The organism is Psychrobacter sp. CX14 (assembly GCF_057396205.2).
Genome location: NZ_CM183187.1, coordinates 1,266,730 through 1,283,815, shown reverse-complemented (window position 1 = coordinate 1,283,815; position 17,086 = coordinate 1,266,730). Strand labels below are relative to the sequence as shown.

Genomic DNA, 17,086 nt, shown 5'->3' with positions numbered 1-17,086 from the left:
TCAATAAATAAAGGCAAGGTTAATCATTTAACCTTGCCTTTATATTTAACCACATTTTACTGGTGTATCTTCAACCAATTTATATTATCGCTTTAATGTTTCTACGCCGCTTTGTTTGGCGATCAATAAAGTATCAGCTTGATTGGCAGCGAACAGTCCATTACATACCACACCAACGATGTTATTAAGAGTTTGTTCCATCTCAAGTGCGCTTGGGATATCCAAATGATAGGTATCCAAAATTAGGTTGCCATAATCAGTCACAAAGCCTTCACGGTAAACCGGCTCACCGCCAAGTTTCACCAGTTCACGCGCCACATAAGAACGGGCTTGCGGCAATACTTCAATCGGTAATGGAAACTCTCGACCCAGTTGAGTCACCCATTTACTCTCATCTACCAGACACACAAACTCTTTAGAGGCCGCAGCAACGATCTTCTCACGGGTTAATGCACCGCCGCCACCTTTGATAAGCTGTAGATTAGGATTGACCTCATCGGCGCCATCAATATACAAATCAAGCTCACCCACGAAGTTTAAATCCATCACCTCGATACCTAACGCTTCAAGCTTATCTTGAGTGACTTTTGAGCTGGCCACGGCTCCTTTTAGATTCACATTGGGTAGTAAATCAATCAAACAATTCACTGTACTGCCGGTACCAACACCCAGAATCATCCCATCATTAATATAGCGTAATGCTTCTTTGGCGACTTCTTGTTTAAGCTTTAGTTGCTGACTCATTCGTTCCTCTATGTGCTTTGCTTGAAGGTTATTGGAAGTATCTTTAACGTGACTTACGACTTATATAATGACTAAATAAATAGCAATACCCATAAATAATTGTAAAGGTATATTGTTCAGATATTAGGCATAGAGCCAACTTTGGATGGCTTTTTTATTCTTAATGCCCCGACTAATGTATTGGGCAGTGATTGTTTTATTGAACTTTATATCTAGCAGCTCCTCTAAATCACTAATTGCTTCTTTAAAATTCAATAATGTGGGGGTCTGTATATTGCCGAATATATGATTATGAATAAGTATTTCACTTTCAGAGTCAATATGCCAATTACCGATAACTGTACGAGTCATATTATCCAGCCTTATCATAAAGCAGTCACCACTTTTTAATGTACCCGCTATAGCGCGAAGTGGATAGACCGTTACCTCAACGTTAAAAAAGTTGTCTTTATCAATATTTGTCTTATCATCAAATATTCCAAGCTTTTTACCCAAATTATTAAACTCAAAACGTATATGCCAATCATCATCTGTTGGTAGTTCTAAGCCGATTTCTTTTGCCCATCTATATGACTGTAAAGTATCTTGCCTATTTAAAAAATAAGATTCGACTTGCTGTTGTGTATTTTTATATCGAGTATTGTCGATGAATTTTAAAAGACGCTTAAACTGCCATAAATCATCGTGCTCTATCTTTAGGGACTTATGAATCAACTCATTGACGAATTCAAAAGCGTCTTTGTCTTCACTTTGCATCAGTAATGCCAGACAATACCAATAACTTATGACGTCAAAGTTGCTATCAGGTCTGCCTTGCTGCTGATGAGCGCTGAGCTCTCGCTCATGAACATAATGGCTAAGATTAGATAGAACAAAGCGGACAACGTCATCTTTGTCCGCAAATACCTTCATCCTATCCACTTCTTTTTGATTAGTGGGCACATGCCAATAGTTATCGAGCCTTTTAGCAAGCTTTAAGCACTCCTTTGCTTCTTGTTTAGGTAAGTCAATTGCCGCTAATTGCATCTTCTCGGATAAATTCCCCATACGAGACTTACTTCCCTATCTGGATTAAACGACCTATCTATCATGTTTGCTATATCGGCATACACACTATCAATGCACATTATTTTATCAAATTTATGCCGCTATTTTAGCAACAGTTTTGCAATCGGTGTATTTCGTTTATGCTCTACCCTGTCACGCTAAATTATCATCTTGATATTGCTTTAAAAAAAGTTATTAATCCCCTAAGAGATTGTCATTAATAATTTATGGCTAAACCTTGCAGGATGATAAAAAACAGCATAGGCTTAACCATCAATACTTTATTATTGAAAACTTGATTAAAACTGCACTTTAGGATGATATATGCTTTCAAAATGGGTTCGTAATATTCTCCAAGCCACTGTCTATGACGCTGCTATTCAAACGCCGCTGGATTTTGCCCCTAAGCTTTCTGCTCGCTTCAATAATGATATTCGTTTAAAGCGAGAGGACTTACAACCTGTTTTTTCTTTTAAGTTACGCGGTGCATACAACCGAATTAGCCAATTATCGGAAGAACAAAAAGCCCGCGGTGTCATCTGCGCCTCTGCCGGCAACCATGCTCAAGGCGTGGCCTTTTCGGCGGCTAAATTAGGCCTAAACAACACCATCGTCATGCCAACCACGACCCCAGATATTAAGGTCAAAGCGGTCAAAGCATTGGGCGGTAACGTGGATTTATATGGCGACAGCTTTGATGTGTCTAACCAATATGCCATTGGGCGTTCTATCAAAGAAGGACTCACCTATATTCCGCCTTATGACGACGAATTGGTCATTGCAGGGCAAGGTACAGTTGCACTTGAGGTCAATCAACAGTGGCGTGATGTGGAATATGTGTTTGTACCTGTGGGCGGCGGTGGCCTGATTGCTGGTATTGCTGCATTTTTGGGTGACGTGGCTCCGCAAGTCAAAGTTATCGCTGTTGAGCCAGAAGGTGCAGCCAGCTTAAAAGCAGCGATAGAAGCCAATGAGCGCGTTAAGTTATCGCAAGTAAGCTTATTTGTTGATGGTACCGCTGTTGCTCAGATTGGTGAGCTACCGTTTGAGATAGTAAATTTACAAAAAAGCGATGACTCAGGCAAATTAATCGAGCAAGAAGTCGTTACCTGTACTAATGACGAGGTGTGTGCCGCGGTCAAAGATGTATTTGAAGAAAATCGCAGCATCGTTGAACCCTCTGGTGCGCTTGCTTTAGCCGGTATGAAAAAGTATATAGAGAAGCATAACATCACCGATAAAAACTGTGTGGCTATTATCTCTGGCGCAAATATGAACTTTGACCGTTTGCGTTATATCGCAGAGCGTACTGAAATTGGTGAGAAAAAAGAGGCCATCTTTGCGGTCACTATTCCTGAGCGTACAGGGGCATTCTTAGAATTTTGCCGAGACTTAAAAGGTCGCAATATCACCGAGTTTAATTACCGTGTTCGTAATCGCACCTCACCTGACTCATTAGAGCCCGCCTCTATTTTTGTCGGTATTGCCTTAAAAGAGGGCGATAAAGAGCGTAAGATTATCGCCGACTCCTTGGACTCTGAAGGGTATGATACTCATGACTTAACCGATGACGATATTGCTAAATCACATATTCGTCATTTGATTGGCGGGCATCCAAGCTTAGAGGAGGAACATATCTTTAAAGTCAGCTTCCCTGAGCGCCCTGGTGCTTTGCTTAACTTTCTAGAAAAGCTTGGCTCAGACTTTAACATCACCTTATTCCATTACCGTAACCACGGCGCAGCAGATGGTCGGGTATTGGTTGGTATTCAAGCATCTGAAACCAACTCAAAAGCGTTACAAGACACTCTGTTAGATATTGGTTATGACTGCACGCCAGTATCTGATAACATTGCTTATAAGCTATTTTTAAAATAAAACATTACTTTTCGGCTTTAAAATGTCTTGATACTTTACTTTTAAATAACGGTAATATTCTTATGATGCCTTTTGTAATCAAGTCCCTAATATGCGTCAGTGCTTTGGCATTTTATGCTCATGCACAAGCCGATCTGGTTGATAAGTCAACAACCTTGGTTAAAACTGAAGCTGACATGCTTGCGTATTATGCACAGACTTTTGCTACGCGCGATGCGTCATGGAAAAAAACACCTAATCTTAAGGTACCTTACAGTGTTGCTAAGCGTCATAACTCTGGTGATACCTTTAAATTAAGCGCTCGCCTTGATGTGGCTAAAGATGGCAGTATAACAAACGTATCGATTGTTCAAAGTAGCGGAGATCAGCGTTTGGATAGTAACGCCTTAACAGCATTTAAAAATGCAAAATTAAACCCATTTATAATAGATGGAAAGCCTGTTCTAGGTCGAATTACTATCCCAGTGGTTTATCAGATTGAATAACACCAGTAATATTAGCGCTTAGCTATTTTGGTTTATTATAAACAGCTTATAAACGTTACTATTTTCCTAAATCTTATTTATAGAGGGTCTATTTGATTATGTCTAACAATGCTCATTCAGACTCTGCGCAGCTACAAAAGGTGCGCCTCGATAAATGGCTATGGGCAGCTAGATTTTTTCGTACACGCAGTTTGGCAAAGCAAGCCATTGAAGGCGGCAAAGTCCACTTTGCTGGTAGCCGAGTCAAAACCAGTAAAGAAATCAGCGTCGGTGATGAGCTGACCATCCGCCAAGGCGCTGCCACAGCGATGACTGAAAGAACGGTCGTGGTTAAAGATTTATCGACTCAGCGCGGCAATGCCACCATTGCGCAAACTTTATACGAGGAGACAGAAGAAAGTATCAGTCGCCGCGCTTATTATGCTGAACAGCGAAAACTTGCCAATCTTGCCCGCCCTGATACAAAACCCAATAAAAAACAGCGCCGTGATTTACAGCGCTTTAAATATCAAAGTGACTAGGCTGACTCATCTAAAATAGCTCATCTGTTGCTCATATGTCTAAGTATTGATGTCTCTATGTTCATTGACACGCAATACTCGATATAAGTCTTTTGAACCGGCTATCGTTTCAAGGTTAACATTGGTAGAATAAGCACCTTCGCAAATTAATCATTGATAAGTCAGTACTCATCTTGAACGGCTTATCTATCTGCTTTATTCAATTTCAAAGGTTTTGTTATGCCATTGTCAAACTCTATCCCTAAATCTGTTCTATTGGTGTGCCTAGGTAATATCTGTCGTTCGCCAACAGCAGAAGGCATCATGCGTCAGCGCACTGCTATTGCTGGGATTCCGCTTAAAATCGACTCAGCAGGTACTGGCGACTGGCATATTGGCAAACACCCTGACCCACGCGCGCAAAAACATGCCAAAGAACATGGCTATAACATTAGCAAGCTCGTCGCCCGTCAGGTTAGCCCACAAGACTTCGTCGATTTCGATTTAGTATTGGCGATGGATACTCAGAATCTAAAAGACTTAGAGGTCATCAAGGCGCAAGCTGCACAAAATACAGATAAAGAGCGCTTAGCACAGTTGTCCTTGATGAGTGAAGTTGATGCCAGCTACTGCCGACAAGACGTACCTGACCCGTATTACGGCGGTGAAGAAGGGTTTGAGCAGGTCATCAGACAGCTTGAATCTTCTGTCGACGCTTGGATTGACGTTTGGCAAAGCTAAAGTGTGCTTACTAGCGCTTAACTAATGACCGCAACCCTCTGCTCCTTTACCGCTTTTGTTTATTATTGATGATACGACTATGACCTCAACCTATCCTGCTTCTGCTATCAATTCTGCTGATTTAACGCATTTAAATACTATGCGACTTGGTTGTACGGCAAATAAGCTAATTCCGCTACATAATGAAGCAGACGTTGAACCAATAGTGACTCAGTTGCAGGCCAATAATACACCGCTATTCATATTGTCTGGGGGCAGCAATATTATCTTGCCAACACAGCTGCATGCTCATGTGCTTCAACCTTTATTTAAAGACATTCATGTTATCTCTGAAACCAAGAACGAGGTTGAGATTGAGGTCATGGGCGGCGAGAATTGGCACGAGCTGGTGGTTTATACGGTTAATAAAGGCTGGTACGGGCTTGAAAACCTAGCTTTAATCCCAGGCTTAACCGGTGCTGCCCCGGTGCAGAATATCGGGGCTTACGGTGTGCAGCTTGATGACCGCCTTACGTATGTCAAAGCGCTACATTTACCGACGCTTGAGTGGCATACTCTAGACAAACAAGCGTGCCAATTTGATTATCGTGACAGTAAATTTAAGCGTGAAGCGGGTCAATGGCTAATTACGCGCGTTGGCTTTAAGCTGCATAAAGACAAAGAGCATATCAATGCCAATTATGGCGATGTCTCTACTCTTGCTCTAAGCTTAGCAAAGCAGAATGCACGCCGAACTGTCACACCGGCCGATGTTATGAACGCCATTATTGAGATTAGACAATCTAAATTGCCTGACCCGCAGCGACTGGCTAACTGCGGCAGCTTCTTTAAGAATCCTATTATCCCAACCTCTCAGTTCACAAGCCTGCAACAGCAATATGCTAGTATTGTGGGTTATACGGTTGATAATGAGCGCACCAAAGTAGCAGCTGGTTGGTTAATTGATCATGCCGGCCTCAAAGGCAAAGGGATTGAGCCTATCCTGACTCATGCAAAGCAAGCGCTCGTATTGGTCAACCACACCCCTAAAAATAGCGCTTCGCCGGCTACTCAAGCTGATATATTGGCAACTGAGCAGTTTATTCAACAACATATCAAACAAATATTCGGTATCGATTTAGAGCGTGAACCGGTTTGGATTGACAGCACAGCGAGTTATAATATCTGTTAATCTTAATGCTCTTACTCCTCACTGAGAGACCCGACAACATAAATGAGCCAGTTGCTTAAAAGCGGTTATAAATTTGTGATACGCAGCTTACTTGGCGCGCTATTGCTAGGTACATTGCTGCTTATTAGCTTCTATACGCCTGTCTTCTCCTCAGTCGGCCTTTGGGTATTAAATCATCTACCCGTGCCTTATATAGAGCACACAGAACCTGCTTCAAACTCTTTGAGCGCCTCTGACCCTGATAATCATGCCTCTCAAAGCTATCCTGCACCAAATAATCTAAATTTAGATTTAGATTTACCGCTACAACATCAGCCCACCGCTTATGTGGTACTCGGCGGCGGCTTAACTGAATCTGATACTTATCATGATACCCCGCCCGTAGATACTGCGCTTTCTAGTGAGGATAAAGTGGCAAATGAGGCATCCAATCAGGCCGATAATCAGGATTCTAAAAAAGAATCGACGGTGAGTAATCCATCAGAATCAGATGCTGAGAATCAGACAAATCTTGCTCAAAATCACAAAGCACCGATGAGTAATATCGTACTCAATGACTATACTCGCATGCGTATGCAAACAGTGATATGGTATTACAAACAATATCCTTTACCTATTGTACTAACAGGAGTTGATGCGCCGTGGATGCAAGACTGGCTGTTTAATTATGGTATTGACAATATTATTACTGAAAATGCCAGTATGAATACCTGTGAGAATGCACGCTTTACGGCCAAGCGCCTGAAGCTATCAGACGTTTATTTAATTACCGATGCCTACCATATGACCCGCGCGCGTCGTCAATTTGCATTAAATGGCATTCATACCACCCCTATTGCTGCCGCGCTGCCGATGAAAAAAGGTTGGCTTGTCCCCAAGAAAAATGCGCAACATTCTCGGCGCACCCTATATGAATTGGCTGCCTATGCGCGTGATGTTTTCGCTCCACAAAAGAATTGCCGTAGCGCCAATGAGGTCAGCTTCGATACGTTAAAGCGCAGTCGTAAACCAGAAGATGTGAAAACCTTTTAGGCAGTCAGAATGCGATGACATTGATATTAAACAGCGAATGTATCCATATAAGACAATACAAATCGTGCAGCTTTTGCTAAAAATGTTATAATATATCAACTATTTCTGAGCATTAAACACCCTGCATTAGACACCCTGCCTGATGCGATGATTAACCAATATAGGTCGTTCATTATGGCAAGTATGTATTTGCTTATCCCTCTTAGCCTAATGCTATTTGTTGTTGGCATATGGGCGGTTCGTTATGCCGTTAAGTCCAATCAGTTTGAAGACTTAGACAATGCGGCACAGCGTGTGATTCTTGATGACAGGCAAGAGCGACGTCAAGCATTAAAGGACAACAAGCCGGCTAGATATATTGCCAGTACTGATAGAACTGATAGAGAAGCAGAGGATTATAATGATGGAGATGGTGGCTCTGATGGTTCGAGTGATGGCGCCGGTGATTAACCCTGTTTAACAGCTACCTGTTAAGTGACTGATTCTACCTTTCTATCGCTGTATAAATAATCACACCTTATCTATTTATATCGTATCTTCTTATATTATATTTGGCCCCTATTGGATAACCCTTTATGACGTCGTCTCTTTTGATTGCCGCCTTTGCAATGGGCTTTTTTGGCTCTCCTCATTGTTTGGGTATGTGTGGCGGTCTGGTCACTGCTTTTGGTCTTTCAATGAAAGATGTCAGCCCGCTTAAAAAGCGAGGACTGATAGCCACTTATCATTTAGGTCGATTGCTGAGCTATTCGTTTTTGGGCATTATTGCCAGCTTAATAGGCATTGCTGTATTGCAGCCGATTATGGTGGGTAATAGCTTACCAAGAATCTTCTTAGGCTTAGTGTTGGTATTTATTGGCTTGACCATGTTGGGTGCACCATTTTTAAATAGGCTTGAAAAAGTCGGTATGCACTTGTGGCAAAAACTATCACCGCTACGTCAAAAAGTATTCCCAATAACTACCTTGACTCGCGCATTAGCAGCTGGCTTACTATGGGGATTTCTGCCCTGTGGTCTGGTTTACGGCGCTTTGATGATGGCGGTCGTTGGCAGTGGTAATAGTCTATTATCGGGTGCTTTATTGATGTTTGCTTTTGGTTTGGGTACTGTACCGATGTTGGTGGCTACTCAAGAAACCGTGGGCTGGTTACAAAGACAAATTGGACGCTTTCAACTGCGCCGATTAAACGGCATTATTATGATACTCTCAGGTATTGCCGTTATTTTTGTGCCCATTGCTATGCAGCAAGGTCTATTTGGCGGGCATGGAGCTCATGGTAGTCATGCGGCTCATGGTGCTGGTGCGCCTATGATGCATGAATCGTCACATACAGATATGGCGATGCACGACACGGGTACGCACTCTATGCCGGACACAGCTGAGCATTCTGAACACCAACATAGGCAGCATGATATGCCTATGTCTGACATGCCGTTAGAAGATGGAGACCATCCTCATGCGCCGGCTCATGATATGACACACAGTACTGAATAACGGTCAAAACAAGCAACCAATTGAGGGCGGTATAAATAGTTTATACCGCCCTCAATCATAAAGATTAGCTATCGAACTGTTCAAGCTTGAGTTTGGTCTCTAAATGCGCCTCTAAACTAGGCAGATTAAACGCATCATCTTCACTAACAAAGCTAATACTAATACCGGTCTGACCCGCTCGGCCGGTACGTCCGATACGGTGTACATAGTCATCGGGCTGATCAGGCAAGGTGTAATTAATTACATGGCTGACATCATCCACATGGATGCCACGCCCTGCCACGTCGGTTGCTACCAAAATATGAGCGTTACCGTTCTTAAATTTATCCAGATAGCGCTCGCGCTTACTTTGGTCCACATCCCCGGATAGCATCACTACATTATGATTGTCGCTTAATCGATTATATAAGCGTTTGACTTGATCCTTACGATTAGCGAATATAATCACCTTTTGCACATCAGAGCCTGTTAGAATCTGGTTTAGCACACTGTATTTATCGGCTTCGGTTAATAAGTAAAAGCGCTGATCGACCAAATCACTGGTTTTATGCTCGGGTTCAATTTCAATAAATGCCGGTGACATCAACCACTGATAGGCCAGATTCATCACATCTTGGTTGAAGGTTGCTGAAAACAATAGGCTTTGTCTGTCAGTATTGGCCGGCATATAGCGCATCAAGCGTTTGATATCTGGAATAAAGCCCATATCTAGCATGCGATCGGCTTCATCTAAGACAAACGCCTCAATGCGGTCTAAAAACACATGGCCCTTATGAATCAAATCAATCAAACGCCCTGGAGTCGCAATTAAGATATCAGTATAAGCTTTATCTAATGCGGTAAGCTGCTGATCATAATCGATACCGCCCATCACACAAACGCTATGCAGATTTGTGTGTTTGGTGAGTGCAATCGCATCTTCAAAGATTTGGTTAGCAAGCTCACGGGTGGGCGCCAATATCAAGGCCCTTGGCTCCCCCACATAACGAGTTTCGTCATCTGCAAAGGGGCGCTTTAATAGAGCTTCAATAATGGTAATTAAGAAGGTTGCTGTTTTACCCGTACCAGTCTGAGCTTGACCGATAGCGTCTTGCCCCGCCAAAGTATGCGGCAAGATTTGAGCTTGAATAGGTGTCAGTTCAGTAAAGCCCAAATCATTAACTGACGCTAAAATACTGTCACTAAGACCTAAGTCTTTAAATTTAACAAACGTGTCCATTTTACTTCCTTTATTATCGTTAATCGTTTATTTTCGAGTAGGATAGCATATTATTGAAGGGTACAAATCTATTCGACAAATGGCGGATTTTATATCAATAATAGCGCCAAAAATAACGACAAGGTAAGCCAAAGAAAGTAAGGTTAATTAGCGATATAGCATGTAGAAACTCAGTAAGCCAAACAGCGTATTTATTTACAGCGTTATCAGTCATTAGAGTGCTACACTCTAGAAAGAAGGTTGAGGTATATAAACTATAAAAACAACAAAGCCAATATACCCCTTTAAACAGCAAAAATACTGACTAGACTTGGATATATTGGCTTTTAGGTAAACCCCAGTCACACACCTTGGTATATGACTGTCAAACAAGATTGCGGATACGACGTGAGTAACAACAATCGCTGTTTGTTAAACTATGATTTACTCGTCTACTTTAGTAACTTCTTCAGCTTGTAAGCCTTTTTCACCTTCAGTAACGATAAATTCAACTTTTTGACCGTCTTGTAGCGAACGATAGCCGTCACCTTGGATGGCACGGAAATGAACGAAGATGTCTTCACCGCTTTCACGTTGGATGAAGCCAAATCCTTTTGAATCATTAAACCACTTAACAGTACCTTGCTCACGAGCTGACATAATTTACTTCCTAAAACTTAATTAACAAAACTTCAATTTAATCCCAATCTATCGCCTTTAAATTGAAAAACAGCAGACGCATATTGGGTATAAGATTCATGGTCGTTTGACCACAGGATAACAATGGTGCATATAATGCCATCAGTATCAGATTAAAAACAGATAATCCACCTCTGTAACACTGCAGACACGTTTATTATCTAAAACTAATCATAGCACGCCATTTTATCAACACAAAGTGTTTTAACATAATTTTCACATTACCCATTTAACTTAATGTGGTCTAATCAATAAAGTGCCGTGAAATTAGCGCTTTAGAAAGTCATAAAAGATAAAATATTATGATTTAAAATATGATAAGTTAAGTCGCATTGTCATATGATATTTCCAATACTGAATCTATAATACCTATAAGCACTTTGAGAACCTATAAGCACTTTAAGATTTATCACAAGACACATAAACATCGAGCCTATCATGACACAGTCCATCACTGCCTCAGCCCATCGCCGACTTCTCCTTATTAATGGCCCCAATTTAAATCTATTGGGTCTACGTGAGCCTGAAATATACGGTTCAACGACCTTGCAAGATATCGAGCAGCGTCTTGTTGCTACAGCTAATGCGCATAATATTGAGCTGATTTGTATTCAGTCAAATCATGAAGGCGAGCTAGTTGATGCCATTCAGCACCACGGCCTACTGGCAGATGATGAAGATTTAATCGATGGGGTGATTATCAATCCTGCTGCTTTTACTCATACGTCTGTCGCACTACGTGATGCCCTACTGGCAATAAATGTGCCTTTTGTTGAGGTTCATTTATCCAATATTCACAGCCGCGAACCGTTTAGAACCCACTCTTATTTTAGTGATAGGGCAGTCGGCGTAATCTGTGGATTAGGTCATTTAGGTTATGACATGGCATTAGACTACTTCTTAGAGCAATATCGTTAATTATTAGTATATTGTTAATCATTAAATTTTGAACAGCACAAATTGGCAGCTAAACGAAACAACCCCCTTGTTATAGCACACACGCGCATCTTGGCTAAGGCATTGATATTATGGCAACCTCAAGCAAACGCTTCATGAAATTGGCAGGAATGACCGCTAGCATCGCGGGCAAAGCCGCCAAAAACTCATTTAAAAGCCTATCAGGTGATGAAAATCAGCGTGCTGAAGCCCGCTCAAAGATGCTACAAGAAGTGGGCATTCAAATTGCCGACACCCTTGGTGAGATGAAAGGCGCAGTAATGAAGGTTGGACAAATTGCCTCACAATACAAAGATGTCTTTCCACCAGAAGTGGCTGCGGCATTAGAAAAGCTGCAGAAAGACGCTCCTGCCATGCCCTATACCATGATTAAATCACAAGTTGAGCGTGAGCTTAGGATGCCTATTGAGGAAGCTTATACGCATTTTGAGGAGCAGCCTTTTGCGGCAGCCTCTATTGGGCAGGTGCATAAAGCCGTTTTACCCAGTGGTCAGCACGTGGTCGTAAAGGTTCAGTATCCTGATGTTGATAAAAACTGCGATAGCGATTTAAAACAAGTACGCATGGCGTTAAAAATGACTGGCGTGCTTAGCATGGGACGTGAGCTACAAGATCAGATATTTAACGAGATTCGTGATAGCCTAAAAGACGAGCTCGATTACGTAAAGGAGGCTCATAACCTAGCTATCTTCGGTGCATTTCATGCGGATGATGAGGGTCTTATTATCCCTAAAGTCATTAAAAGTCATTCGACTCGCCGCATACTAACTCTGACCGAAGAGTTGGGTGAGCCTTTGAGTGTTGCGGCTACTTGGGATAATGAGATTAAGAAAAAGATTGCCACACGCCTGTTCCACTTTAGCGCCGGACAAATATTTGAACTATACCGTATGCACTGCGATCCGCATCCGGGTAACTTTGCGTTTCGTCCCGATGGCAGCGTAATCGCTTATGACTTTGGCGGTATTCGTACGTATAGCGATGCTGAGGTACAATTATTTAGACGCTTTGCAGTTCATGCACTGCGTAGTGATGTGACTGCCTTAGAGCAGGATTTGATGGCGCTTGACATCCGCCGAGAAGATAAAGTCGATATCCCAGGAGAGTTTTATCAAAACTGGCTAGCGGTTGGTCTAAAACCGCTCTCAGTTGAGCCTTATTTTAGTGGTCCTTTCGACTTTGCCAATAGCCAAGTACATCATGAGGTCATCAGTCAGGCCAAAGATGGCTTAAAATACTTTAAACAGTTTCAGCCTTCTGCTACTACCATGATGATAGATCGAACCATTTCCGGACAATATTGGAACTTAGTTAACCTAGGTGTTGAGATTGATTTAAACCCTCTGGTTCGTCATTATATTGATTATTAAATTTATAAGGTAAGCTTCTAATCAGGCTTTTCTGCTTATTTTAAAGCGCACAGACGGGACACTGTTTATCCTGACGATAGCGCATTTTATGCTGAGTCATACTGCTACCATCCCAAATAAGCAGTTGCCCTGCCAACGGATTGTTATCTAGACCTAGATATTGTAACGCCGCATTGGCCTGCAGATTACCCATAACCGTTGTGGTACTGGCAAGTACGCCTGAATTGGCACAGGTACGCGCATCGATATCGGCTTCATCCGTACTCTCTGCAAAGGTTGCCCCAAACACACAGTGGTAGCAACCTGTCTGTTTTCTAGGCTCATATAATGCCAACTGCCCGCTCATACCAATGGCCGATGCCGATAATAAGGGCAAACCTTGTTGTACGCTTACCTTATTCAGCAGCTCTCGAACCGTAAAATTATCCGTGCAGTCGAGCAATAATGTGTGCTCTTTATTGGTTATTTTCTCGGTTAATACAGTAGATACATTATCAACATCTACCCGCTTCGTGCTATAACTCACCTCAATAAATTCATTAATCTGCTGCAAAGTACGACAAGCGACTTCGGCTTTGTATTGACCAATATCACTGGCCAAAAATAAGGTCTGACGCTGCAAATTGCTGGCTTCAATGACATCATTGTCAATGAGGTGGATTCGGCCCACACCTGCCCGCGCTAATGTCTCTGATACCGGACAGCCTAGACCGCCTGTACCTAGAATAATAACCGTACTGGCTTTAAGTCTCTGCTGCGCCTCTATATCCCAGCTATCAAGTAGAATCTGCCGCGAATAGCGCATCATCTCAGCATCGCTTAGGCTAAAGTTGTCATCCAAATATTCTATACCGCTATTTATCGCCAAAACCTACTCCACGTATATTATCTTGATAACCTTAATTGAGTTTATCGTACCGAAGATTACTCTCACTTTTTCCTATCGATATAGGTACTTTTATTATTCAAATATTTTAACATTACTACTGAATCATTAACGAATTATAGTTTTATATTAACGATAACTATTATCATTTACAAATACATAGCTGTGTCTTATACTGAATATGCTCCTAAGAAATAAAGCAAAAATATAGGACGTTACTTAATAAAGTATAAGCCGATATAAATCAATTTATCTCTTAACGTCCTAGTATTTAGAATAATAAAAACAACGTACTCGCCCGTTTTCTCCACACCCTACTAAGGTGACTTAGTAGGGGTTTATTTTATAAATAACCACCTATCTAAATCGCCGATAAAATATTATAATAAAACATTCATTTTAAATATATCTTATAGGCGAGGCGTTGCCATGCTTCAAATACATCCCTCCAGTCATCAGCCAACATCTCCACATCCCATTTTAAACTTAGGGTTCCGCATATTCTTTGTGGGCGCCAGTATATTTGCCATTATTATCATGCTGCTTTGGGCATTTGTGTTTATGGGCAAAACGGATATCAATGTAACTCAGATAAATCCATTTTATTGGCATGCCCATGAAATGCTTTATGGTTATGCGATGGCAGTTATTGCTGGATTTTTATTAGCTGCCGTCAAAACTTGGACTGGTATTATGATGCCTTATGGCTACCGTCTAGGCGTTATTTTTGGCTGCTGGGCACTGGCACGTCTCTGTTGGATAGCCCTAGGACTTGGCTTAGGTAGTGACACCCTTTGGTTAAGCATAGCGCTCATTAGCGATTTATTATTTATGATACTCAGTGCTTGGGCGATAATTAAAGCGGTCATGGCAGTCAAACAGTACAAACAAATGGGAATTATCTCCAAACTGATATTACTGACTGTCGGTAATGGGCTTTGTTATTGGGGCGCTTTTAGTGGTGAGCAAAACTACCTGCGCATCGGAACGTATCTCGGTCTATATCTAGTCATTGGTGTGGTATTAACGATTGGTCGACGTGTTGTGCCTTTCTTTATTGAGCGCGGGCTTAGTGCCGATAGCAATGAAAAGGTGGTGGTCAAAAACAGCAAACTGCTTGATGGGTTAAGCCTAGTCTCATTTCTTGTCTTTATGATTGCCGATGTGTTCTTGACTAACCCTTACATCATAAGTATTAGTGCGCTGGTGGTCACGGTGGTCAACGCAATACGTCTTATGGGTTGGTATCATCCGCGCATTTGGCAAAAGCCACTACTTTGGTCGTTATTTATTGCCTTTTTGGGTATGTGTATTGGCTTTTTATTATTTGCAATACAGCCTTGGTTAGAATACAACCATAGTCTTGCTGTGCATGCGCTTGCCTTATCTGGCATCGGTATGATGACCATTGCAATGATGGCACGCGTGTCACTCGGGCATACCGGTCGTAGTATTCATGCCCCGCCCAAAACCGTTCCTATTATGTTTATATTAATGGTCATCGCCTTTGTATTTAGAGTTGTTGCGCCTTTGATTGATGTTGAGCATTACATTATGTGGATTATGATTGCTCAAACCGCGTGGATTGCGTCTTTCGCTCTGTTTTGCATCAGTTACATGCCCATACTTGCAAAATCCAGAACCGATGGACTGTTTGGATAATCAAGAACACCTCATCTAGGCTTGATGCATTGCGGCTTTAGCAGACACATGTTAGGCTTGCATCTCGCTGGCTTGAGTACAAAGGCTTGAGTAAAAAGCCTAATGGCTAGCCGCCTAGACCGGTGCGAAATAAAGAGCCCACAATCACAAAACTGACAGAGAGCAAGGTAATAGCAGCGATATGTAAGCCGAAAAAGTTTAATGTCGCCGCTGACAGTTTAGGGATGACGCGAAATCTTGCATGCAGCGCAATAAGCAGTGTCAGTGTTAACAAAGCAATTTTGGTAGTGATAAGAATACTTAGGTCATTATCTAAGCTAAACCATCCTGACGGATTTGGTAATATCTTATGCGCCATCCATAACCCTGTCGCTATTTGTAGCAATAATGCTGGCATCCCTATTTTCTCAAACTGCGCTTCAAATGCCATGAGTCCTGCGACATCTTTGGCTGCTAAAACTTTTGGCAATATAATCAGTGCTAAAATCAAATGCCCGCCGGTCCAAATCGCAGCACCTAAAAGATGGGCTACCAATACATAATTTATCATTTTAGCGACCGCTTAAAAGTTATAAAATCAACCTTATAATTATAACAGTTATTTATAATATACCTTCTATCTAATACCACTCACGGTGGAATTTACTTATGCGCCTGACAAACTATAGCGATTACGCCTTACGTACCTTAATGTACTTAGCGGTTATACCCGAATCCGATACGCTCGCTACCATCTCTGATGTGGCTGACAGCTATCAGATATCCAAAAGCCACTTAACCAAAATCATTCATCAGCTCGCACAGCTCGGTTATATCAAAAGTATCCGAGGTAAAAATGGTGGCATCCGCCTTGCTATGCCGGCCAGTGATATTAATCTGGGTATAGTGATGCGTCAGACTGAGCCTGACTTCGATATCGTGCCTTGTTTTAATGCTTTGGTAAAGAAGCCTGAGACTAAATACTCTAGTAAGCAAAATGCTATCGTCGTCGCAAAATCAGCACAACCTTGCGTCATTACATCTGCCTGTCAATTGAAGTCAGTATTTGCAGAAGCGACTCATGCCTTTTTGGAGGTTATGGATAAATATACCCTTGCTGATATTATTCAAAATGATGAGGTGCTTAGAGAAATCTTAAAGCGTCCTTTTTAATATCAGGCTTGGTGATAAATAGTTTCTAGTTACTATTAAAAAAGCCACTGCTCTATCACAGTCAGTGG

Annotated in this window: 18 protein-coding genes; 12 read left to right on the top strand and 6 right to left on the bottom strand. The window is 41.8% G+C overall.

The window, feature by feature from the left end:
* Positions 1-84: 84 nt before the first annotated feature.
* The gene (rpiA, locus tag AC2SLO_RS05300; RefSeq protein WP_486543191.1) at positions 85-744 is read right to left on the bottom strand and encodes a ribose-5-phosphate isomerase RpiA; all 660 of its coding nucleotides are present in this window, start codon (positions 742-744) and stop codon (positions 85-87) included.
* Positions 745-867: 123 nt separating this feature from the next.
* A complete protein-coding gene (locus AC2SLO_RS05295; protein WP_495637093.1) occupies positions 868-1,770 on the bottom strand; it encodes a hypothetical protein in 903 nt (300 codons plus the stop codon).
* Positions 1,771-2,115: 345 nt separating this feature from the next.
* Here AC2SLO_RS05295 and ilvA point away from each other — a divergent pair, with 345 nt between their 5' ends.
* The 8 genes from ilvA (at position 2,116) to AC2SLO_RS05255 (ending at position 9,094) form a co-directional block, all read left to right on the top strand.
* Positions 2,116-3,669: a threonine ammonia-lyase, biosynthetic gene (ilvA, locus tag AC2SLO_RS05290; RefSeq protein ID WP_486543195.1), complete on the top strand. Its 1,554-nt coding sequence runs from the start codon at positions 2,116-2,118 to the stop codon at positions 3,667-3,669.
* A gap of 62 nt (positions 3,670-3,731) precedes the next feature.
* Complete coding sequence (locus AC2SLO_RS05285) at positions 3,732-4,154, top strand: energy transducer TonB (protein ID WP_486543197.1); 423 nt, start codon at positions 3,732-3,734, stop codon at positions 4,152-4,154.
* Positions 4,155-4,252: 98 nt separating this feature from the next.
* On the top strand, positions 4,253-4,675 hold the full coding sequence (locus tag AC2SLO_RS05280) for an RNA-binding S4 domain-containing protein (RefSeq protein ID WP_486543199.1): 423 nt from the start codon (positions 4,253-4,255) through the stop codon (positions 4,673-4,675).
* 219 nt (positions 4,676-4,894) lie between these two features.
* Positions 4,895-5,395: a low molecular weight protein-tyrosine-phosphatase gene (locus AC2SLO_RS05275; protein WP_486543201.1), complete on the top strand. Its 501-nt coding sequence runs from the start codon at positions 4,895-4,897 to the stop codon at positions 5,393-5,395.
* Positions 5,396-5,474: 79 nt separating this feature from the next.
* The gene (murB, locus tag AC2SLO_RS05270) at positions 5,475-6,566 is read left to right on the top strand and encodes a UDP-N-acetylmuramate dehydrogenase (protein WP_486543203.1); all 1,092 of its coding nucleotides are present in this window, start codon (positions 5,475-5,477) and stop codon (positions 6,564-6,566) included.
* A gap of 42 nt (positions 6,567-6,608) precedes the next feature.
* Entirely contained in the window at positions 6,609-7,598 is a 990-nt protein-coding gene (locus AC2SLO_RS05265) for a YdcF family protein (protein ID WP_486543205.1), read from the top strand.
* A gap of 174 nt (positions 7,599-7,772) precedes the next feature.
* Positions 7,773-8,048 (top strand): cbb3-type cytochrome oxidase assembly protein CcoS, encoded by a 276-nt coding sequence (gene ccoS, locus AC2SLO_RS05260; protein ID WP_486543207.1) that lies wholly within the window; start codon positions 7,773-7,775, stop codon positions 8,046-8,048.
* Between the two features lie 125 nt (positions 8,049-8,173).
* On the top strand, positions 8,174-9,094 hold the full coding sequence (locus AC2SLO_RS05255; protein WP_486543209.1) for a sulfite exporter TauE/SafE family protein: 921 nt from the start codon (positions 8,174-8,176) through the stop codon (positions 9,092-9,094).
* A gap of 64 nt (positions 9,095-9,158) precedes the next feature.
* On the opposite strand, the gene AC2SLO_RS05250 is transcribed toward AC2SLO_RS05255, so the two are convergent.
* Both AC2SLO_RS05250 and AC2SLO_RS05245 read right to left on the bottom strand, forming a co-directional pair.
* Positions 9,159-10,313: a DEAD/DEAH box helicase gene (locus AC2SLO_RS05250; protein WP_486543211.1), complete on the bottom strand. Its 1,155-nt coding sequence runs from the start codon at positions 10,311-10,313 to the stop codon at positions 9,159-9,161.
* A 423-nt stretch (positions 10,314-10,736) separates the two neighbouring features.
* The gene (locus AC2SLO_RS05245) at positions 10,737-10,952 is read right to left on the bottom strand and encodes a cold-shock protein (protein WP_486543213.1); all 216 of its coding nucleotides are present in this window, start codon (positions 10,950-10,952) and stop codon (positions 10,737-10,739) included.
* A 477-nt stretch (positions 10,953-11,429) separates the two neighbouring features.
* Here AC2SLO_RS05245 and aroQ point away from each other — a divergent pair, with 477 nt between their 5' ends.
* Positions 11,430-11,909 carry a type II 3-dehydroquinate dehydratase gene (gene aroQ, locus AC2SLO_RS05240; protein WP_486543215.1) on the top strand — a complete coding sequence of 160 codons (480 nt, stop codon included), beginning with the start codon at positions 11,430-11,432 and terminating at the stop codon, positions 11,907-11,909.
* Between the two features lie 110 nt (positions 11,910-12,019).
* Complete coding sequence (locus tag AC2SLO_RS05235) at positions 12,020-13,318, top strand: ABC1 kinase family protein (RefSeq protein ID WP_486543217.1); 1,299 nt, start codon at positions 12,020-12,022, stop codon at positions 13,316-13,318.
* Between the two features lie 40 nt (positions 13,319-13,358).
* Here the strand turns inward: AC2SLO_RS05235 and AC2SLO_RS05230 are convergent, their stop codons facing one another.
* The gene (locus AC2SLO_RS05230) at positions 13,359-14,126 is read right to left on the bottom strand and encodes a HesA/MoeB/ThiF family protein (RefSeq protein WP_486543243.1); all 768 of its coding nucleotides are present in this window, start codon (positions 14,124-14,126) and stop codon (positions 13,359-13,361) included.
* 507 nt (positions 14,127-14,633) lie between these two features.
* On the opposite strand from AC2SLO_RS05230, the gene AC2SLO_RS05225 reads away from it, so the two are divergent.
* Positions 14,634-15,866 (top strand): NnrS family protein, encoded by a 1,233-nt coding sequence (locus AC2SLO_RS05225; RefSeq protein WP_486543219.1) that lies wholly within the window; start codon positions 14,634-14,636, stop codon positions 15,864-15,866.
* Between the two features lie 106 nt (positions 15,867-15,972).
* Here the strand turns inward: AC2SLO_RS05225 and AC2SLO_RS05220 are convergent, their stop codons facing one another.
* On the bottom strand, positions 15,973-16,416 hold the full coding sequence (locus tag AC2SLO_RS05220; RefSeq protein WP_486543221.1) for a CopD family protein: 444 nt from the start codon (positions 16,414-16,416) through the stop codon (positions 15,973-15,975).
* Positions 16,417-16,514: 98 nt separating this feature from the next.
* Here AC2SLO_RS05220 and AC2SLO_RS05215 point away from each other — a divergent pair, with 98 nt between their 5' ends.
* A complete protein-coding gene (locus tag AC2SLO_RS05215; protein ID WP_486543223.1) occupies positions 16,515-17,018 on the top strand; it encodes an Rrf2 family transcriptional regulator in 504 nt (167 codons plus the stop codon).
* Positions 17,019-17,086: the final 68 nt, after the last annotated feature.